This window comes from Variovorax sp. IB41, from assembly GCF_016405905.1.
In the GTDB taxonomy this organism is placed as follows: Bacteria; Pseudomonadota; Gammaproteobacteria; order Burkholderiales; family Burkholderiaceae_C; genus Variovorax.
Genome location: NZ_JAEFCB010000021.1, coordinates 87,150 through 105,093 on the forward strand (window position 1 = coordinate 87,150; position 17,944 = coordinate 105,093).

Sequence of the window (17,944 nt, forward strand, 5' to 3'; positions counted from 1 at the left end):
TTCACTAAAGTCGCTGCATGCGCCTCATCGGACGGCGCGGGAGTGAAAGCAATGCAGGCCGCATCGAGGGCAATGATCCTGGGAGGGAGCGTGACGACCGTTTCCGTCCACGGGCGGGAGAGCGATCGCCTCGGCGCGGCTGGCTTGCGGGACAGGGAGGTGCTGTGAGGAGGGGGGTGGACGTGATGGACATCGACCGGTTGCTGGTTCGCAATTCCGAGGCCCGGCAGGCGCATTGGCGTGCGACGGAAGACAGCCGCAGGGCGGCGGGCTTTCTCGTGGGCATGTGCGTGGTCGCCGTCTACAGCTGTGCGTTCGTGGTGTCGATGATCTGCCTGTGCGACGACCCGGCCGAGTGCGGATGCAGCCGCTCGGCCGTGGCGCTGATCGAACAGGCGGTCGGCTTGCGTCCGCCGGTCTGCGCGTGCCTGAAATGAGACCGCCGACGCGGCGAAACGCAGTCTCCCCCCTCTGATCAGGTTCTCCGGGCAGGTTCCCCGGGTCTTTTCCTCTAGAACTCCGCCCCTTCGACCAGGAAGCGCAGGCGCCGCACGCCCTGCCACTCGTCCGCGTCGAGGCGGAACGCGAGCTTCACCTTCGGCGGCAGCGGCTCGGTGTGGCTGAACCAGATCGCATCGATGGGCTGGCCCTGGTGGCGCAGCTTGAGCGCCAGGTGCTTCTCGCCCACAAGGCGCTGCGACACCACTTCCACCTCTTCGCTGAAGGTCGGCGGCGCAAAGCCCTGGCCCCACACCTCGCGGTGCAGCGTGTCCACCAGGTCGATGCGCATGTACTCGCGCGCGATCGGCCCGTCGGTCTCGATCTGGCGCGTGAGCGCGGCCACGGCGAGCCATTCGCCCGCCACCTGCGCGAGCGCCTGCTCGAAGGTCTTGAAGTGCTCGCGTGCCACGGTGCAGCCCGCGGCCATCGCATGCCCGCCGAAGCGCAGCAGCACGCCCGGATGGCGCTTGGCCACGAGGTCCAGCGCATCGCGCAGGTGAAAGCCCGGAATCGACCGGCCCGAGCCCTTGAGCTCCTGCTCTTTCCCCGGCGCGCCGCTCGCGGCGAACACGAAGGTCGGGCGATGGAAGCGGTCCTTGATGCGCGAGGCCACGATGCCGACCACGCCTTCGTGGAAGTTCGCATCGAACACGCTGATGGCGGCCGGCGGCGCTTCGATGCCTTCACCGTCGGTGGCGAAGAGCGATTCGGCCAGCAGCAGCGCCTGGTCGCGCATGCCGCCCTCGATGTCGCGCCGCTCGCGGTTGATGCCGTCCAGCATGCGCGCGAGTTCGTCGGCGCGGCCGGCGTCGTCGGTCAGGAGGCATTCGATGCCGAGCGTCATGTCCGCGAGCCGCCCCGCCGCATTGATGCGCGGGCCGAGCGCAAAGCCGAAGTCGAAGGTGGTGGCCACCGACGCCGTGCGGCCCGCGGCCTTGAAGAGCGCGGCCACGCCCGCGGGCATCGCGCCCGCGCGGATGCGGCGCAAGCCCTGCGCGACGAGGCGGCGGTTGTTGGCATCGAGCTTCACCACGTCGGCGACGGTGCCGAGAGCGACCAGCGGCAGGAGCGCATCGAGCTTGGGCTGCGTCGCCACGTCGAACACGCCGCGCGCGCGCAGCTCGGAGCGCAGTGCGAGCAGCACGTAGAACATGACGCCCACGCCGGCGATGCTCTTGCTCTCGAATTCGCAGCCGGGCTGGTTCGGATTCACCAGCACGTCGGCGATCGGCAGTTCGGGGCCGGGCAGGTGGTGATCGGTCACCAGCACCTGCAGGCCGCGCGCCTTGGCCGCCGCCACGCCTTCGACGCTCGCGATGCCGTTGTCCACGGTGATCAGCATGTCGGCGCCGCTGTCGGCCACGCGCTCGGCGATCGGCGGCGTGAGGCCGTAGCCGTCGACCACGCGATCGGGCACGAGGTAGCTCACGTGCTTGGCGCCGAGCAAGCGCAGGCCCCGCACGCCGACCGCGCAGGCGGTGGCGCCGTCGCAGTCGTAGTCGGCGACGATGCACAGGCGCTTGTCCTGCGCCATCGCGTCGGCCAGCAGCACGGCGGCTTCGCGCGTGCCGCGCAGGGTGTCGGGGAGCAGCAGGCGGGCGAGCCCGTCGTCCAGCTCGTCCTTGGCCATGACGCCGCGCGCGGCGAAGAGGCGCGCGAGCAGCGGGTGCACGCCGGCCTGCTCCAGCGCCCAGACGGTGCGCGGGGGGATGTCGCGGGCGATGATCTTCACAGCGACTCCAGCACCGTGCCCGCGCGCGTTCGGTCGAACAGGCTCCTGGCCCAGCGCGCGAGGCCGCGCTGCTGCACGGTGTAGCGCTGCGCGGCGCGGTCGCCGCAGAGGGTGAGCGCGACGTCGGCGCCGCGCGTGTAGTCGGCCAGCAGCGAGGCGATCTCGCCCGCGTCCAGCGCCTGCCAGGCCTCGGCCCAGCCCGCGCCGTCGTCGCGCAGGGCGGATACGCGCAGGGCTTCGCTCACGGTTGGCGCAGGCGCTGTCGGCGTGGCGCCTTTCAACGCGCCGGTGCCGCTGAGCCAGAAGGAGTTGATCGGCGGCACGCCGCGCGCGGCGCGGTCGTCGTTCACGCGCTGCGTGTAGAGCAGCATCTGCATCTCGTTCTGCAGGCGGCGCAGCGGCCGCGCCGAATCGCCCAGCGGCGACCACTGCGAGATCGGGTAGCCCACCGCGCGGTCGATGGAGGCCGTGGCCAGCCCATCGAAGATGCGTGCGCGCGCGAGCCAGCGGCCGGGCGTGGTAGAGGCGTGCAGCGCGATGCCGTCTTCCTCGAAGAACGGCTTGGCGACATCGAGCAGCGCGGTCGATTCGGCGGCGTCGATCTCGATGGCGGCAGGATCGCCCAGCGCCACGTCGTCGATGCCCACCTGCCAGTTGCACAGCGTGACGACGCCCCAGCCTTCGGCGTCGTCGGGGGTGGCGAGGCCGGCCTTTCGGGCTTCGAGCGCGGCCCAGGGGATGCAGCCGTCGGCGGCGGCAATGCCCAGCGCCTTGGCGAGCGCGCGTTCATGCGGAGGCGAGCGCGTGCTTTCGTCCTGCGTGTCGGTGTCCGCGAGGGTGAGCCGGGAGAGGAGGGATTCGAGATTCGGGAGCTTCAGCGCCGGCAATGCCGCGCGGCACGCCGGGGAACCGCGGCCGGCGAAAGGGATCAACAAGTGACGTGGGGGTTGTTCGGCCATTCCCCTATTGTCCCGGAAGCCCCCGGGTTTTCCGTGATGCCACAATCCCGCCGTATATGACCCACCCCCTTGCTCCTCACTTCGTGTATTCGCTGCCCCCCAAGGGCGGGCAAATTTCCTTTGAGGCGGCTCGGCAGGAAATTTGATGCGACTCCCTTATGAACTGCAGCTCGGCTGGCGCTACACGCGCGCAGGCCGGGCGACGCGGCGCAACGGCTTCATCTCCTTCATCTCCGGTGTCTCGATGCTTGGCATCGCCCTGGGCGTGGCGGCGCTGATCATTGTGCTCAGTGTGATGAACGGCTTCCAGAAAGAGGTGCGCGACCGCATGCTCGGCGTGGTGTCGCACATCGAGATCTTCTCGCGCGACGGCCAGGCGCTGCAGAGCCTGGATGAAATCATGGCCGCCGCGCGCAAGAACCCCGAGGTCATCGGCGCGGCCCCCTTCATCAACACGCAGGCGCTGATCGCGCGCGGCGAGGACATGAAGGGCGCGATCGTCCGCGGCATCGACCCCAAGCTCGAACCCGAAGTGACCGACACCGGCGGCATCGCGAGCAAGGGCACCTTCGACAAGCTGGTGCCGGGCGAATTCGGCATCGTGCTGGGCGTGGAACTCGCGCGCTCGATGTTCGTGCAGCCGGGCGACAAGGTCACGCTGGTGGCGCCGGGCGGCCAGGTCACGCCGGCCGGCGTGGTGCCGCGCCTGAAGCAGTTCACCGTGGTGGGCACCTTCGATTCGGGCCACTACGAGTACGACTCGGCCCTCGCGATGGTGCACGAGCAGGACGCGGCCAAGGTGTTCCGCCTCGAAGGCCCGACCGGCATTCGCCTGAAGCTCAAGGACCTGAACGAAGCCCGCGACATCGCCGACCAGCTGGCCGTGAGCCTGCCGGGCGAATTCCTGATCCGCGACTGGACGCGCCAGAACAAGACCTGGTTCGCGGCCGTGCAGGTGGAGAAACGCATGATGTTCATCATCCTCACGCTGATCGTGGCGGTGGCGGCGTTCAACCTGGTTTCCACGCTCGTCATGACGGTGACCGACAAGCGCGCCGACATCGCCATCCTGCGCACGCTCGGCAGCTCGCCGCGCAGCATCATGGGCATCTTCGTGGTGCAGGGCGCGATGGTGGGCGTGATCGGCACGGTGGCGGGCCTGCTGCTGGGCCTGGGCATCGCCTACAACATCGACGTGATCGTGCCCTTTCTGGAGCAGCTCTTTCACGCGAGCTTCCTGCCCAAGGACATCTACCTGATCAGCAAGATGCCGAGCGACCCGCAGCAGAGCGACATCATGCCCATCGCGATCATCTCCCTCGTCCTGGCTTTTCTTGCAACGCTGTACCCGAGCTGGCGCGCCAGTCGCGTCAACCCCGCGGAGGCGCTGCGCTATGAGTGAAGTCGTATTGAAGGCACGCGGGCTCACCAAACGTTTTCACGAAGGACGCATCGACCTCACCGTGCTGCACGGCGTGGACCTGGATGTGCATGCCGGCGAAACGCTGGCCATCGTCGGCGCCTCGGGCTCGGGCAAGAGCACGCTGCTGCATTTGATGGGCGGGCTCGATGCGCCGACCGCGGGCAAGGTCGAACTGCTCGGCAAGGACATCGCGCATGCCGATGCCGCGGAGCAGGGGCGGCTGCGCAACCAGCACCTGGGTTTCGTCTACCAGTTCCATCACCTGCTGCCCGAATTCAGCGCGCTGGACAACGTGGCGATGCCGCTGAAGATCCGCCGCGTCGAGGCGGCGCAGGCCGCGGAGTCGGCCCGCAAGATCCTCGCGAGCGTGGGCCTCGGTGAGCGCGTGCACCATCGCCCGGCCGAGCTCTCTGGCGGCGAGCGCCAGCGCGTGGCCATTGCGCGCGCGCTGGTCACGCAGCCAGCGTGCGTGCTGGCCGACGAGCCCACGGGCAACCTGGACCGCAGCACGGCCGACACGGTGTTCGCGCTGATGCTCGACCTGGCGCACCGGCATGGCACGGCGTTCGTGATGGTCACGCACGACCAGGAGCTGGCCAAGCGCTGCGACCGCGTGCTGCAGTTGGTGGCGGGCCGGCTCGCGGGCTGACCCTTGCCTTTCTCCCTCCCCCGCTGGGGGAGGGCCGGGGTGGGGGCTCGCGGCCTCCAACGCCATGCAGCCTTCAAGGCCGCGCGTGCCCCCATCCCAACCTTCCCCCAGCGGGGGAAGGGGCTAATGCAACGCTTCTTCGACCTGGCTCGCATCCAGCGGCAGCACGCACAGCACCTTGCCGCCGAGCGTCAGCACGAGGCCGAGCTGTCCGCCGATCTGCATCACCTGGCACATCGCGCGCGGTGCATCGGACTTGGGTGCCATCGCAGCCGACATGGCGAGCGCACGCGCCGGCGGCTGCCGCAGCATCGCGAACAGCGTACGCGCATCGCAGTCATGCAGCGCTTGTCGGTACACATGGAAGACCGCTTCAGAGCCGCCGTCTCCCGCGTCCTTGTTGTCCTGCCGCAGCCGCAGCAATGCGCGATGCAGCTGCTGCCGGCACGCCGCCTCGGTCTTGCCAGCGGCCTCTGCAATTTCCTTGAAGCTGGCCTCGAACACTTCGCGCAGCAGCACCGCGGCGCCGTCTGCGGGACTCAGCCGCGCGGCCAGCAACCGCAGCGCCTGTTCGACCTCTTGCGCCAGCGCTGCGTGGGATTCGATGGAAGCAGCCTCGGCCGCAGGCTCCAGCGCCTGCGCATCCTGAAGCCAACGCTGCATCCAGTTGCGCCGTCGCAGCCGGTCGATGGCCAGGTGCTGCATCACGGTGGTGAGCCAGGCCTGCGCAACATCGAGTGCCGGCTGGTCACCCTCTTCGAGGGCGCGCAGATACGTGTCCTGCACCACGTCTTCGGCCTCGGCCGTGTTGCCCAGGAGCCGTGCCGCGGCACGGACGAGCCGGCCGCGATGCGCCGGCAATTGCGACAGGTAGCGTTCATCGAGCATCGATGCAGCTTGCCACAGCCCCCGCAATGTCACGAAACTGTGGGCTTGTTCGTCAAGACAGTTCAACCACAGGAGTTTTTCTTGATCATGGAAACCGACGACGACACCAAGCCCGCGGCCACGGCCGAGCCGCGCAACTCCTACCTGGAGGAGAAGGCATTCAAATCGCGCACGCTGCTGATCTTCGGCAGCATCACCGACGCGGTGGCCGCCGACGTCACGCGCCGGCTCATCGCGCTCGATGCGGACAACCAGCAACCCATCGACATCCTGGTGAGCTCGCCCGGCGGGCACCTGGAGTCGGGCGATGCGATCCACGACATCGTGCGCTTCATCGGCGCGCCGGTGAACATGATCGGCACCGGCTGGGTCGGCAGCGCGGCGACGCACCTCTTTCTCGCGGCCCCGCGCGAGCGCCGCGTGTGCCTGCCCAACACGCGCTTTTTGATCCACCAGCCCAGCGGCGGCGCGGGCGGGCAGGCGACCGACATCGCGATCCAGGCACAGGAAATCATCAAGGCCCGCCAGCGCATCGCGCACGAGATCGCGCGCGAGACGGGCAAGCCCATCGACGTGGTGCTGGCCGACATCGAGCGCGACCGCTGGCTCTCGGCCGAGGAGGCGGTGGAATACGGGCTGGTCTCGCGGATCATCCAGCGCAAGACCGAGCTGAAGTAGCAGTTACTTGGGCTTGTAGGCCACCACGTCGATCTCGACCTTCGCATCGACCATGAGGCGCGCCTCGGTGGTCGAGCGCGCCGGCTTGTTCTCGCCGAAGTAGCCCATGTAGATGCGGTTGAAGGCACCAAAGTCGCGCGCATCGTGCAGCCAGACGGTGCTCTTGCACACGTCGTCGAGCGTCGCGCCGGCCAGCGCGAGCACTTTCTTCAGGTTCTCCATCACCTGGCGCGTCTGCGCCTCGATGCCGCCCACCACGATCTCGCCGTCGGCATTGGCCGGCACCTGGCCCGAGACGTAGATGAAATCGCCCGCGCGCACGGCCGGGGAGAAGGGGCGGGCCTGGCGGTCCGAGGCGACGGGCGGGGCGCCGAGGTATTCGAGGGGCATGGGAGGACTCCTGAAGTGGGGGAATGAAAGAAAAGCGGACCGCAAGTATCGATCCAATCTGAAAATCTATTTCAGAATAACCCTCGAACAAGGGTTAACACGGATGATTTGGCATGAATACTGCTTCAAAGTCCGGGCCGAAAAGAAAATTTCTTTCACAAACCCTGCCCGACCCCACGAAGGAGTTCTCCCCATGCCCAACGCCGCCCACGCCGCCCACGCTGGTCTCGTCCAGCGCCTGCCCACGCTGTCCAAGCGCAGCCTGCTGGGTGCGTCTCTCCTCGCGATGCTGTGCGCCGCGCTGCCGCAGCACGAGGCGCATGCCCAGGGGCCGCGCAACTTCGCCACGCTCGCGATGGTGGCCGAGCCGCAGACGCTCGACCCGATGGCCTCCACGGCCGACCTGGTCGGAACCATCATGCAGCACGTGTACGAGACGCTCTACACCTTCGATGCCAAGTGGAACGTGGTGCCGATGCTGGCCGAAACGATGCCGAAGATCTCCGCCGACGGCAAGACCTACGCCATCACCCTTCGCAAGGGCGTGATGCTGCACAACGGCCGCGAACTCAACGCCGACGATGTGGTCGCGAGCCTGCAGCGCTGGATGGACCAGTCGCCGCGCGGCAAGGCCGTGGGCAAGGAAATCGAGACGCTCAAGGCCAAGGGCCCGCTCGGCGTGGAGATCGTGCTGAAGGCGCCGTATGCGCCGCTGCTCTCGCAGCTGGCCCTCCCCAGCGGCATGGCCGCGATCATGGCCAAGGACTCGATCGCCTCGCCGCTCAAGGAGTTCGTCGGCACCGGCCCCTACAAGTTCAAGGAGCGCCGCCCCGACCAGTTCGTGCTGCTCACCCGCTTCGACAAGTACGCCGCGCGCAAGGAACCCGCGAGCGGCTACGGCGGCAAGCGCGAAGCAGCGATCGAGGAGCTGCGCTTCGTGCCCGTGCCCAACGCCAGCACGCGCGTCGAAGGCGCGCTCGCGGGCCAGTACGACTTCGCCGACCTGCTGCCGGTGGAGGCGCTGCCGCGCCTGGAAAAATCGGGCGGCAAGACCGTGCCGATCATGACGCCGTCGTTCGGCTTCCCCTACCTCGTGCTCAACACCAAGGAAGGCGTGGCCGCGAGCCAGCCGGTGCGCCAGGCGATCCAGACCGCGCTCGGCGAAGGCGAGATGCTCGCCGCGGGCTTCGGCGACACGCGCTTCTTCGTGGCCGAGGGCAACCACTTCCCCAAGGGCTCGCCGTTCTATTCGACCGCCGGCGGCGACCAGTACAACCAGCGCAACGCCGCCAAGGCCAAGGAACTTGCGGCCAAGGCCGGCTACAAGGGCGATCCGATCCGCGTGCTCACCAGCCGCCAGTACGACTTCCACTACAACATGTCGCTGCTGATGGCCGAGCAATTGAAGCGCGCGGGCTTCAAGGTCGACCTCAACGTGGTCGACTGGGCCACGCTCGTGCAGCGCCGCAACGACTCCAAGCTCTGGGACATCTACGTGACCCACTCGGGCCAGTTCCCCGAGCCGATGCTCTCGCCGCCGCAGCTGGGTGACGGCGCCCCCGGCTGGTGGGACACGCCCGCCAAGAAGTCGGCGCTGCAGGCCTTCAACGTCGAGAGCGATCCGGCCAAGCGCGGCGCGCTGTGGGGCAAGGTGCAGCAGGTCGTCTACGACGAGGTGCCGTACATCAACGTCGGCAAGTTCAACGGCCTCTCGGCCAAGAGCCCGGTGCTGGACAACTACACGCCCGCGACCTGGCCGTTCTTCTGGAACGCGAAGATCAAGTAAGGCCGCGAAGGACATCCGCCATGCCATCGCGTCGCCAACTTCTGCAAGCCAGCGCACTGGCCTCCGGCCTCGGAGCCCTGGGTCTCACGACCTCCACCGCACAGGCCGCCACGTCGGCTCCTGTCTACGCCTACGTCGGCACCTACAGCGACGGCGGCAAGCCGTGGCGCGGCGGGCGCGGCCTGGGCGTTCACCAGTTCGTGGTGGACAGCGCGACCGGCGCGCTCAAGCCCATCCCCGGCGCGCCGCCTGCGGTGGCGAGCACCGGCGATAGCGCCAAGCTGCGCAACCCCGCATCGCTCGCGCGGCACCCGAAGCTGCCGATGCTCTATGCGGCCAACGAGTTCGAGGCCGGCTCTGTTTCCGCCTTCCGCATCGGCACAAGCACCAGCGACCGTGGCGCGCTGTCGTTCGTGGCCGAAATGGCCTGCGGCGGCAAGGACCCGGCCTACATCAGCGTGCATCCCGACGGTCGTTTTCTCTTCACCGCGAACTACGCTAGCGGCGATGTGAGCGTGATCGCGCTGCGCACCGACGGCGGCTTCGATCCGGACGTCGCCGCCGTCGTCTACAAGGACGTGGCCGCCTGCGGCGCCACGCCCTGCAAGCCCGGCGCCGACGTGGTGCCGGCCGCGGCCCGCTCGCACGAAGGCTTTGCCACGAGCGACCACGACGGCCCGCATGCGCACATGGTGCACAGCGATCCGACCGGCAACTTCGTGCTGGTGGCGGACCTGGGCCTCGATCGCGTGATCTCGTACCGCTTCGACCGCATCACCGGCGTGCTGAGCGAGCCGAGCACGGTCGCCGTGTCCGAAAGCTCGGGCGCGCGCCACTTCGTCTTCCACCCGAACGGCAAGTGGCTCTACCTCGTGAACGAAGAGGCCTCGACCATCGCCTTCATGCGCTACGACAGCGCCACCGGCGTGCTCACGCTGGTGAGCGAAACCTCGGCGCTGCCCAAGGGCTTCAAGGGCACCAGCTACGCCTCGGGCATCCGCATGCTGCCGGACGGCCAGCACTTCGTGTCGCTCAACCGGCTGCACGATTCGATCTCGCTCTTCAAGGTCGACGCCCGCACCGGCGCGCCCACGCTCGTGCGCGAGGAGTGGACGCGCGGCAACTACCCGCGCAGCTGCACGCTCGATCCGAGCGGGCGCTTTCTCTACGTGTGCCACAACAAGCAGGGCGACAACGTCACGGTGTTCCGCGTGAAGAAGGGCGACATCCAGTTCACCGGCCAGTACGTGGCCGTCGGCAGCGCGGCCGCCATCGAGTTCTCGTCGTGATGCCGAAGATGAAAAGTGCGCCGCTGCGCTACATCGCCTCGCGCGCGGGCGGCATGCTCGTCGTGCTCGCCATCGTGGCGGTGCTGGTCTTCGTGCTCACGCGCGCCGCGTCGGGCGATCCGGTCTCGGTGCTGCTGGGCGACCAGGCCACCGCGGCCGACATCGCGCGCGTGCAAAAGGACTACGGCCTGGACAAGCCGCTGCCCGTGCAGTTCGGCTACTGGCTGCGCGAAGTGCTGCAGGGCAACCTGGGCACCTCGATCTTCCTGCAGCGCCCGGTGACGCAGGCGCTGTGGGAGCGTGCCGAGCCCACCACGCTGCTCGCGCTCATGGCCGTGGCCATCGCGGCGCTGATCGGCGTGCCCTGCGGCATCGTCTCGGCGGTGTTTCGCGGGCGCGTGGTCGACCAGCTGTTCACCGGCATCGCGATGCTCGGCGCGAGCATTCCGAGCTTCTGGCTGGGCATCGTGCTGATCCAGATCTTCGCGGTGTCGTTCGGCTGGTTCCCGGTGTCGGGCTACGGCGCGCCCGATGCGGCGCTGGCCGAGCGACTGCATGCGCTGGTGCTGCCGGCCGCGGTGCTGGGCCTGTTGAACTCGGCGCTCATCATCCGCTTCACGCGCGCCTCGATGCTCGACGTGCTCGGCGAAGACTACGTGCGCACCGCGCGCTCCAAGGGCCTCTCCGAAAGCAAGGTGGTGCTCAAGCACGCGCTGCGCAATGCGCTGGTGCCCATCGTCACGGTGATCGGCCTCACGGTCGCGCTGATGATCGGCGGCGCCGTCATCACCGAGACGGTGTTCGGCCTGCCGGGCGTCGGCAACCTCGTGGTGAGCGCGGTGCTGCGGCGCGATTACCCCGTCATTCAAGGCGCGCTGCTCGTGATTGCCGCGATCTACGTGCTCATCAATTTCTCGATCGATCTGCTGTATGCGGTGGTCGATCCGCGCGTGAAGGTCTGAGGGAAGAAAAATGCAAATGCCCCGCATGCTCCGCCAGCTGATGCACCGCCGCATCGTGATGGTCTCCGCGCTGGTGCTGCTGGTGATCGCGGTGCTCGCCATCGGCGCGCCGCTGTTCGCCTCCATCGACCCCAACGACACCGCCGTGCTCGACCGCCTGAAGGCACCGAGCGCCGAGCATTTGCTCGGCACCGACGAACTCGGCCGCGACCTCTATTCGCGCATCGTGCACGGCGCGCGCTACTCGCTGGCCATCGCGGCGCTCACCGCGCTGGGCTCGGTCATCGCCGGCACGGTGCTGGGCCTGATGGCCGGGTTCTTTCGCCGGCTCGACACGCCGCTCATGCGCGTGGTCGACGCGATGATGTCCTTCCCCGACATCCTCCTGGCCATCGCGCTGGTGGCGATCCTCGGGCCTTCGCTGATGAACACCGTGCTCGCGCTGGTGCTGGTGTACACGCCCCGCGTGGCGCGGGTGGTGCGGGCTTCCACGCTGGTGGTGCGGGAGCTGCTGTTCGTCGAGGCGGTGCGCGCGCTGGGCGTGCGCACCTCGCGCATCCTGTGGCGGCACATATTGCCGAACCTCATGTCGCCGATCCTCGTGCAGGTGTCGTTCATCTTCGCCTACGCGATCCTGGCCGAGGCGGGGCTCTCGTTCCTCGGCGTCGGCGTGCCGCCCGAGATTCCGACCTGGGGCACCATGGTCGCGGGCAGCCAGCAGTACGCGCACCAGGCCTTCTGGGTGGTGCTGTTCCCGGGGCTCGCGATCATCTTCACGGCGCTCTCGCTGCAACTGCTCGGCGACGGCGTGCGCGACCTGCTGGACCCCAAGCTCAAGAAGACCTCGTGATGACGAACCCCACGAACCCCACGAACAACACACCGCGTTTGACGGTCAGCAACCTGAGCACGAGCTTTCCCACCGAGGACGGCCTGATCCGCTCGGTGGCCGATGTGAGCTTCTCCATCCAGCCGGGCAAGACCACCGCGCTGGTCGGCGAATCGGGCTCGGGCAAGTCGGTCACCAGCCTCACGCTGATGCGCCTTTTGCCCAAGACCGCGAACGCGCAGGTCAGCGGCTCGGCCGCTTTCGTCACGCGCGAAGGCAAGACGCTCGACCTGCTGCAGATCGGCGAGCGCGAGATGCGGTCGCTGCGCGGCAACCAGCTGTCGATGATCTTCCAGGAGCCGATGACCAGCCTGAACCCGGTCTTCACCATCGGCGAGCAGATCGCCGAGAGCGTGCGGCTGCACAAGGGCCTGGACCGCAAGGCCGCGCTCGCGCATGCGCTGCGCATGCTGGAGCTGGTGGAAATTCCTGCGGCGGCGCAGCGCATCCACGAGTACCCGCACCAGCTCTCGGGTGGCATGCGCCAGCGCGTGATGATCGCGCTCGCGATGGCCTGCGACCCGACGCTCCTGATCGCCGACGAGCCCACCACCGCGCTGGACGTGACCATCCAGGCGCAGATCCTCGAGCTCATGCGGCGGCTGCAGGCCGAGACGGGCATGAGCATCCTCTTCATCACCCACAACCTGGGCGTGGTCGCGCACCATGCGGACGACGTGGTGGTGCTCTATGCAGGCCGCGTGGTCGAGAGCGCGCCCGTGCGGCCGCTGTTCGCGCAGCCCGAGCACCCGTACACCCAAGGCCTGCTGGCGTGCCTTCCGGGCAAGGCGCGTGTTCCCGGGCAACCCAAGCCCAAGCGCCTGTTCGCGATCCGCGGGCAGGTATCGAGCCCGCTCGCGCCGCCGCCCGGCTGCGCCTTCGAGCCGCGCTGCGACCTGGCGCTGGCCGGCTGCAGCGCCGCGATCCCGCCGCTCATCGACATCCGCCCGGGCCGCCAGGCCCGCTGCATTCGCGTGCAGCCCGATGCCCCACTCGCGAGGGTCGCATGACCGCCATTTCTTCTTCCTCTCCTCCTCTGATCGAAGTCCGCGGACTCAAGAAATACTTCGGCAGCAGCGACCGCCCGGTGCGCGCGGTCGACGACGTGTCGTTCGCGATCCAGCCCGGCGAAACGCTGGGCCTGGTCGGCGAATCGGGCTCGGGCAAAAGCACCATCGGCCGCACCGTGCTGCGGCTGGTCGAGCGCACCGAGGGCCAGGTGCTCTACCGCGGCGACGACATCGGCGCGCTCTCGGGCGAGCGCATGCGCAAGCTCCGCAGCAAGCTGCAGATCATTTTCCAGGACCCGTATGCGAGCCTGAACCCGAAGATGCGCATCAGCGCGATCCTGGGCGAAGCGCTTTCCACGCACGGCCTGCACAAGGGCGCGGCGGCGCGCGACAAGCGCATCGCCGAACTGCTGGAGACCGTGGGCCTGCGCGCCGAGCATGCGAGCCGCTTTCCGCACGAGTTCTCGGGCGGGCAGCGCCAGCGGATCGGCGTGGCGCGCGCGCTCGCGGTGGAGCCCGAATTCATCGTGGCGGACGAGCCGCTGTCGGCGCTCGATGTGTCCATTCAATCGCAGGTCATCAACCTGCTGGCCGACCTGCGCGAGCGCCTGGGCCTCACCATGCTCTTCATCTCGCACGACCTCGATGTGGTCGAGTACCTGTGCGACCGCGTGGTGGTGCTGTACCTGGGCAAGGTGATGGAAGTGGCCGAGACCGACGAGCTCTTCGCGCGCCCCGCGCACCCCTACACCCAGGCGCTGCTGGCCGCGAGCCCGAAGCCCGACCCCACGCTCGCCACCGAGCGCATCGCGCTCAAGGGCGATATTCCCAGCCCCATTTCGCCGCCCTCGGGCTGCGTGTTCCGCACGCGCTGCCCGCACGCCATCGAGGCCTGCGCGCAGACCGTGCCGCCGCTGGACGAGATTTCCACCGGACACTACAGCGCCTGCATCCGCAAGGAACTGCTCTCCAACATCGCCGCATGACGACCATGACAGACACCGCAACCACCACCGCCACGAGCTTCACCGACCCGCTGCTGGGCAGCAATTTCAAGGGCTACCCGCGCACCCAGCAGCCGCGCCTGCGCAGCGAAGTCGGCGCCGCCGGCTGGAACGTGCTGGCCGGCGACCTGCCGCTGCCGCTCGCGATGCTCAAGCGCGAGGCGCTGGAGCACAACCTCGCATGGATGCAGTCGCGCGTGCGCGAGTGGGGCATCGACCTCGCGCCGCACGGCAAGACCAGCATGTCGCCGCAGCTCTTCCAGCGCCAGCTGGACGCGGGCGCGTGGGGCCTGACCTTCGCGACCGTCACGCAGCTGGCCGTGGGCGTGGCGGCCGGCGCGCGCCGCACGCTCATCGCCAACCAGGTGGTGAGCGACGAAGACCTCGCGGGCATCCAGCTGCTGCTGCGCGCGAACGCGGGCCTGCGCATCGTGTTCCTGGTCGATTCGCTCGCGCAGCTCGGCCTCATCGAGGACTGGGCGAAGCGCCATCCCGCGAGCGTGCCGTTCGACGTGATGATCGAGATCGGCGTCGAAGGCGCGCGCACCGGCTGCCGCACGCACGAAGAGGCCGTCGCGCTCGCCACGCGCCTGCGCGCGAGCGATGCGGTCAAGCTCGTCGGCATCGAGACCTACGAAGGGCAGGGCGCCACCGGCGTGAGCGAGCCCGATACCGCGTATGCCAACACGCTGATGGACCGCGTGGAAGCCATCGCGCGCCACTGCGATACGCACAAGCTCTTCGAGACCGACGAGGTGCTGGTCTCGGCCGGCGGCTCGGCCATCTTCGATCTCGTGGCCGGGCGGCTGAAGCCCGCGCTGGGCTCGCCGGTGCGCGGCCTCCTGCGCTCGGGCTGCTACGTCACACACGACCATGGCTTCTACAAGCGCATGGTCAGCGCGGTCGATGAGCGCCTGGGCTGCGACTGCGGCGAGAGCCTGCGTCCCGCGATGGAGGTCTGGGCCACGGTGCAATCGCGCCCCGAGCCGGGCCTGGCGATTCTTGCCGTGGGCAAGCGCGACATCTCGTTCGACCTCTCGATGCCCGTGCCCATCGCACGCGCAGCACGCGGCGCGCTCGAAGCGCAGGGCGTGCCGGCCGGTTGGAAGATCACCGCGCTCAACGACCAGCATGCGTACCTGCGCTGGGAGGCCAGCGAGGAGGCGGATGCGCCCAAGGTCGGCGACCGCGTGGGCCTGGGCATCTCGCACCCCTGCACCACCTTCGACAAATGGCACTGGATGCCCATCGTCGAGAACGACTACCGCGTGAGCGACGCCGTCGCCATGCACTTCTGAAAACGCGCACACCGATGGCCCCCTCCCTGCTCCAGAAGATCGCGCAGATCCGCAGCAGCGCCCCGGCAACGCGGCGCGCGATCCTGGACCTGATCCTGGAAGACCCCGACCGCGTGCTCGAAGAGAGCTTCGAGCAGCTGGCCGAGCGCTCGCGCAGCTCGGTGCCCACCATCATGCGCACCTGCCGCGACCTCGGCTTCGCGGGCCTGCGCGAATTCAAGCTCGCGCTCGCGCAGGAGCTCGCGCTCGGCGGCTCGCCGCTGCACCGCCGCGTGAACATCGAGGACGCGGCCGACGAAGTGGTCGGCAAGATCGCGCGCAGCGCCGCGGCCTCGGTCTCGGGCGTGCGCGGCCAGCTCGACATGCAGGTGCTCGACGGCGCCGTGGCCGCCATCGCGGCCGCGCCGCATGTGGACCTGTACGGCGCGGGCGCCACCTCGTGGTTCATGGCCAACGACCTGCAGGCGCGGCTCTTTCGCCTCGGCCTCTCGGCCAACGCCTGGGCCGACTACCACCTGCAGCAAGTCGCCGGCGCGGCGCAGCGGCCGGGCGGCGTGGTCATCGCGATCTCGCACGTGGGCGGCATGCCCTCGCTGCTGGATGCGGTGGACATCGCACGCGGGCAGGGCGCCAAGGTGGTCGCGCTCACGCGGCCCGGCACGGCGCTCGCGGCGAAGGCCGACTTCCTGCTGGGCCTCTCGGTGCCCGACGACGCGGTGATGCACGTGGGCATCGATGCCTACCTCACGCACCTCACGGCCATCGAGATCCTCACGGTGCTGGTTGCGCAACGCCGCGGCGAGCCCGCGGTGCAGCGCCTGCAGCGTGCGCGCGAAGCCTTCCAGCGCCATGGCATCGACGCCACCACGCACCCGCTGCAAAGCTGGGACGGCGGCGGCATCAACGAAAAGGGAGGGCGCGCATCGTGAGCGAGCCGAAAGCCGTAAAGGCCATATTGCTCGAAGCCGGCCTCGTGGTCGACGGTTCGGGCGGACCTTCGTGGCCCGGCGACGTGCTGTTGCAGGGCGACCGCATCCTCGCGCTTGGCGAGGGCCTGCGCGGACGGCTGCCCGAAGGGCTGAGCGTCGCTGATCTCGACATCGTCGACTGCCGCGCGAAAGTGATCGCCCCCGGCTTCATCGACGCGCACACGCACGACGATGCGATCGTGCTGCGCGATCCGCTGTGCCTGCCGAAAGTGTCGCAGGGCATTACCACGGTGGTGACGGGCAACTGCGGCATCTCGCTCGCGCCGTACCGCACGCCGCAATCGAAACCGCCGCTCACGCTGCTGGGCGCCGATTCGTTCAGGCACTCGACGATGGCCGAGTACCGCGCCGCCGTCGATGCGACGCAGCCCGCGCTCAACGTGGCCGCGCTCGTCGGCCACACCACGCTGCGCTTCGCGACGATGCAGGCGCTCGAGCGGCCCGCGAGCGGCGAGGAGCTCGCGCGCATGGAAGCGCTGCTCGACAGCTGCATGGCCGACGGCGCGCACGGCATGTCGTCGGGCCTGTTCTACGAAGAGGCCTTCGCCGCACCGGCAGAAGAAGTCACCGCACTCGCGCGCGTGGTCGCGCGGCACGGCGGCGTGTACGCCACGCACCTGCGCAGCGAGATGCAGCAGATCATCGAGGCGCTGCACGAGGCCGGCGACTCGGCTTTCAATGCCAGCGTGCCGCTGGTCATCTCGCACCACAAGTGCGCCGGCCCCGCGAACTGGGGCCGCACGAAAGAGACGCTGCCGCTGATCGAATCGCTCGCGCAGCGCCAGCAGATCGCGATGGACGTGTACCCCTACGTGGCCGGCTCGACCGTGCTGCGCGAAGACCTGGTGGACGGCGTCATCGACGTGCTGCTCACCTGGTCCGACCCGCATCCCGAGATGACCGGGCGCCTCGTGTCCGACATCGCGCGCGAATGGGGCATCACCGAACAGGCGGCGTGCCTGCGCCTGAAGCCCGGTGGCGCCTGCTACTTCCAGATGCAGGAGGAAGACGTGGAGCGCGTCATCGCGCACCCGCTCACGATGATCGGCAGCGACGGCCTGCCGCACGACCGGCATCCGCATCCGCGCCTGTGGGGCGCGTTCCCGCGCGTGTTCGCGCGCTACTGGCGCCAGCGCCGCCTCTTCACGCTGGAGCAGGCGGTGCACAAGATGACCGGCATGACCGCGCGCAACCTGCGCATCGCGGACCGCGGCCTGCTGCGCGCGGGCACGATGGCGGACGTGGTGGTGTTCGACCCCGAGACCATCGCCGACACCGCGACCTACGACAAGCCGCACGGCGTGAGCGTGGGCGTGGAGCGTGTGTTCGTGAACGGCGTGCTCGCGTATCGCGGCGGTGAGGCCGAAGCGCGCGTGCTTGCGCGTGCCGGGCGGATGTTGACGCGCGGGGGCTGAAGTCATTCGGGGCGGGTGCGCAGGCCGCCGGGTGCTCCCCTCCGCGAATGTCCCCCGGCCTGCGGCCTCCTCCTTGATTTCG

General features: G+C 68.9%; 17 protein-coding genes. 13 read left to right on the plus strand and 4 right to left on the minus strand.

Features of this window, described 5'->3' with window-relative positions:
- Positions 1-182: 182 nt before the first annotated feature.
- Positions 183-437, plus strand: coding sequence for a hypothetical protein (locus JC881_RS27385; protein ID WP_198788848.1), 255 nt, complete (start codon positions 183-185; stop codon positions 435-437).
- Positions 438-511: 74 nt separating this feature from the next.
- Here JC881_RS27385 and recJ read toward each other — a convergent pair whose 3' ends face one another.
- Positions 512-2,233, minus strand: a complete 1,722-nt coding sequence (gene recJ / locus JC881_RS27390) for a single-stranded-DNA-specific exonuclease RecJ (RefSeq protein WP_198788849.1) — start codon at positions 2,231-2,233, stop codon at positions 512-514.
- Positions 2,230-3,168: a hypothetical protein gene (locus JC881_RS27395; protein ID WP_233102074.1), complete on the minus strand. Its 939-nt coding sequence runs from the start codon at positions 3,166-3,168 to the stop codon at positions 2,230-2,232. Before JC881_RS27395 ends, recJ begins: the two co-directional genes overlap by 4 nt.
- 169 nt (positions 3,169-3,337) lie before the next feature.
- Here JC881_RS27395 and JC881_RS27400 point away from each other — a divergent pair, with 169 nt between their 5' ends.
- The gene (locus JC881_RS27400; protein WP_198788851.1) at positions 3,338-4,594 is read left to right on the plus strand and encodes a lipoprotein-releasing ABC transporter permease subunit; all 1,257 of its coding nucleotides are present in this window, start codon (positions 3,338-3,340) and stop codon (positions 4,592-4,594) included.
- The gene (gene lolD / locus JC881_RS27405) at positions 4,587-5,264 is read left to right on the plus strand and encodes a lipoprotein-releasing ABC transporter ATP-binding protein LolD (protein ID WP_198788852.1); all 678 of its coding nucleotides are present in this window, start codon (positions 4,587-4,589) and stop codon (positions 5,262-5,264) included. The genes JC881_RS27400 and lolD overlap by 8 nt, the downstream gene beginning before the upstream one ends.
- A 123-nt stretch (positions 5,265-5,387) precedes the next feature.
- Here the strand turns inward: lolD and JC881_RS27410 are convergent, their stop codons facing one another.
- Complete coding sequence (locus tag JC881_RS27410; RefSeq protein WP_198788853.1) at positions 5,388-6,152, minus strand: sigma-70 family RNA polymerase sigma factor; 765 nt, start codon at positions 6,150-6,152, stop codon at positions 5,388-5,390.
- An 87-nt stretch (positions 6,153-6,239) separates the two neighbouring features.
- Here JC881_RS27410 and JC881_RS27415 point away from each other — a divergent pair, with 87 nt between their 5' ends.
- The gene (locus tag JC881_RS27415; RefSeq protein WP_198788865.1) at positions 6,240-6,830 is read left to right on the plus strand and encodes an ATP-dependent Clp protease proteolytic subunit; all 591 of its coding nucleotides are present in this window, start codon (positions 6,240-6,242) and stop codon (positions 6,828-6,830) included.
- A 3-nt stretch (positions 6,831-6,833) separates the two neighbouring features.
- Here JC881_RS27415 and JC881_RS27420 read toward each other — a convergent pair whose 3' ends face one another.
- Positions 6,834-7,220, minus strand: a complete 387-nt coding sequence (locus tag JC881_RS27420; protein ID WP_093439950.1) for a RidA family protein — start codon at positions 7,218-7,220, stop codon at positions 6,834-6,836.
- A gap of 193 nt (positions 7,221-7,413) precedes the next feature.
- On the opposite strand from JC881_RS27420, the gene JC881_RS27425 reads away from it, so the two are divergent.
- The 9 genes from JC881_RS27425 to JC881_RS27465 are packed head-to-tail and all read left to right on the plus strand — an operon-like array spanning position 7,414 to position 17,862.
- Entirely contained in the window at positions 7,414-9,006 is a 1,593-nt protein-coding gene (locus JC881_RS27425; RefSeq protein ID WP_198788854.1) for an ABC transporter substrate-binding protein, read from the plus strand.
- Positions 9,007-9,026: 20 nt separating this feature from the next.
- Positions 9,027-10,295 carry a lactonase family protein gene (locus JC881_RS27430; RefSeq protein WP_198788855.1) on the plus strand — a complete coding sequence of 423 codons (1,269 nt, stop codon included), beginning with the start codon at positions 9,027-9,029 and terminating at the stop codon, positions 10,293-10,295.
- Between the two features lie 8 nt (positions 10,296-10,303).
- The gene (locus JC881_RS27435; protein ID WP_198788866.1) at positions 10,304-11,257 is read left to right on the plus strand and encodes an ABC transporter permease; all 954 of its coding nucleotides are present in this window, start codon (positions 10,304-10,306) and stop codon (positions 11,255-11,257) included.
- A gap of 10 nt (positions 11,258-11,267) precedes the next feature.
- Positions 11,268-12,107 (plus strand): ABC transporter permease, encoded by an 840-nt coding sequence (locus JC881_RS27440; protein ID WP_041942799.1) that lies wholly within the window; start codon positions 11,268-11,270, stop codon positions 12,105-12,107.
- On the plus strand, positions 12,107-13,156 hold the full coding sequence (locus JC881_RS27445) for an ABC transporter ATP-binding protein (protein WP_198788856.1): 1,050 nt from the start codon (positions 12,107-12,109) through the stop codon (positions 13,154-13,156). Before JC881_RS27440 ends, JC881_RS27445 begins: the two co-directional genes overlap by 1 nt.
- Entirely contained in the window at positions 13,153-14,142 is a 990-nt protein-coding gene (locus JC881_RS27450) for an ABC transporter ATP-binding protein (RefSeq protein ID WP_198788857.1), read from the plus strand. Before JC881_RS27445 ends, JC881_RS27450 begins: the two co-directional genes overlap by 4 nt.
- Positions 14,139-15,458, plus strand: coding sequence for an amino acid deaminase (locus JC881_RS27455; RefSeq protein ID WP_198788858.1), 1,320 nt, complete (start codon positions 14,139-14,141; stop codon positions 15,456-15,458). The genes JC881_RS27450 and JC881_RS27455 overlap by 4 nt, the downstream gene beginning before the upstream one ends.
- Before the next feature lie 14 nt (positions 15,459-15,472).
- Positions 15,473-16,387 carry a MurR/RpiR family transcriptional regulator gene (locus JC881_RS27460; RefSeq protein ID WP_198788859.1) on the plus strand — a complete coding sequence of 305 codons (915 nt, stop codon included), beginning with the start codon at positions 15,473-15,475 and terminating at the stop codon, positions 16,385-16,387.
- Positions 16,384-17,862: an N-acyl-D-amino-acid deacylase family protein gene (locus tag JC881_RS27465; RefSeq protein WP_198788860.1), complete on the plus strand. Its 1,479-nt coding sequence runs from the start codon at positions 16,384-16,386 to the stop codon at positions 17,860-17,862. Before JC881_RS27460 ends, JC881_RS27465 begins: the two co-directional genes overlap by 4 nt.
- Positions 17,863-17,944: the final 82 nt, after the last annotated feature.

Coding starts and splice junctions, on each gene's coding strand:
- JC881_RS27400 (WP_198788851.1), top strand. CDS start 3,338: ATGCGACTCCCTTATGAACTGCAGCTCGGCTGGCGCTACACGCGCGCA.
- lolD (WP_198788852.1), top strand. CDS start 4,587: ATGAGTGAAGTCGTATTGAAGGCACGCGGGCTCACCAAACGTTTTCAC.
- JC881_RS27410 (WP_198788853.1), bottom strand. CDS start 6,152: ATGCTCGATGAACGCTACCTGTCGCAATTGCCGGCGCATCGCGGCCGG.
- JC881_RS27415 (WP_198788865.1), top strand. CDS start 6,240: ATGGAAACCGACGACGACACCAAGCCCGCGGCCACGGCCGAGCCGCGC.
- JC881_RS27420 (WP_093439950.1), bottom strand. CDS start 7,220: ATGCCCCTCGAATACCTCGGCGCCCCGCCCGTCGCCTCGGACCGCCAG.
- JC881_RS27425 (WP_198788854.1), top strand. CDS start 7,414: ATGCCCAACGCCGCCCACGCCGCCCACGCTGGTCTCGTCCAGCGCCTG.
- JC881_RS27430 (WP_198788855.1), top strand. CDS start 9,027: ATGCCATCGCGTCGCCAACTTCTGCAAGCCAGCGCACTGGCCTCCGGC.
- JC881_RS27435 (WP_198788866.1), top strand. CDS start 10,304: ATGAAAAGTGCGCCGCTGCGCTACATCGCCTCGCGCGCGGGCGGCATG.
- JC881_RS27440 (WP_041942799.1), top strand. CDS start 11,268: ATGCAAATGCCCCGCATGCTCCGCCAGCTGATGCACCGCCGCATCGTG.
- JC881_RS27445 (WP_198788856.1), top strand. CDS start 12,107: ATGACGAACCCCACGAACCCCACGAACAACACACCGCGTTTGACGGTC.
- JC881_RS27450 (WP_198788857.1), top strand. CDS start 13,153: ATGACCGCCATTTCTTCTTCCTCTCCTCCTCTGATCGAAGTCCGCGGA.
- JC881_RS27455 (WP_198788858.1), top strand. CDS start 14,139: ATGACGACCATGACAGACACCGCAACCACCACCGCCACGAGCTTCACC.
- JC881_RS27460 (WP_198788859.1), top strand. CDS start 15,473: ATGGCCCCCTCCCTGCTCCAGAAGATCGCGCAGATCCGCAGCAGCGCC.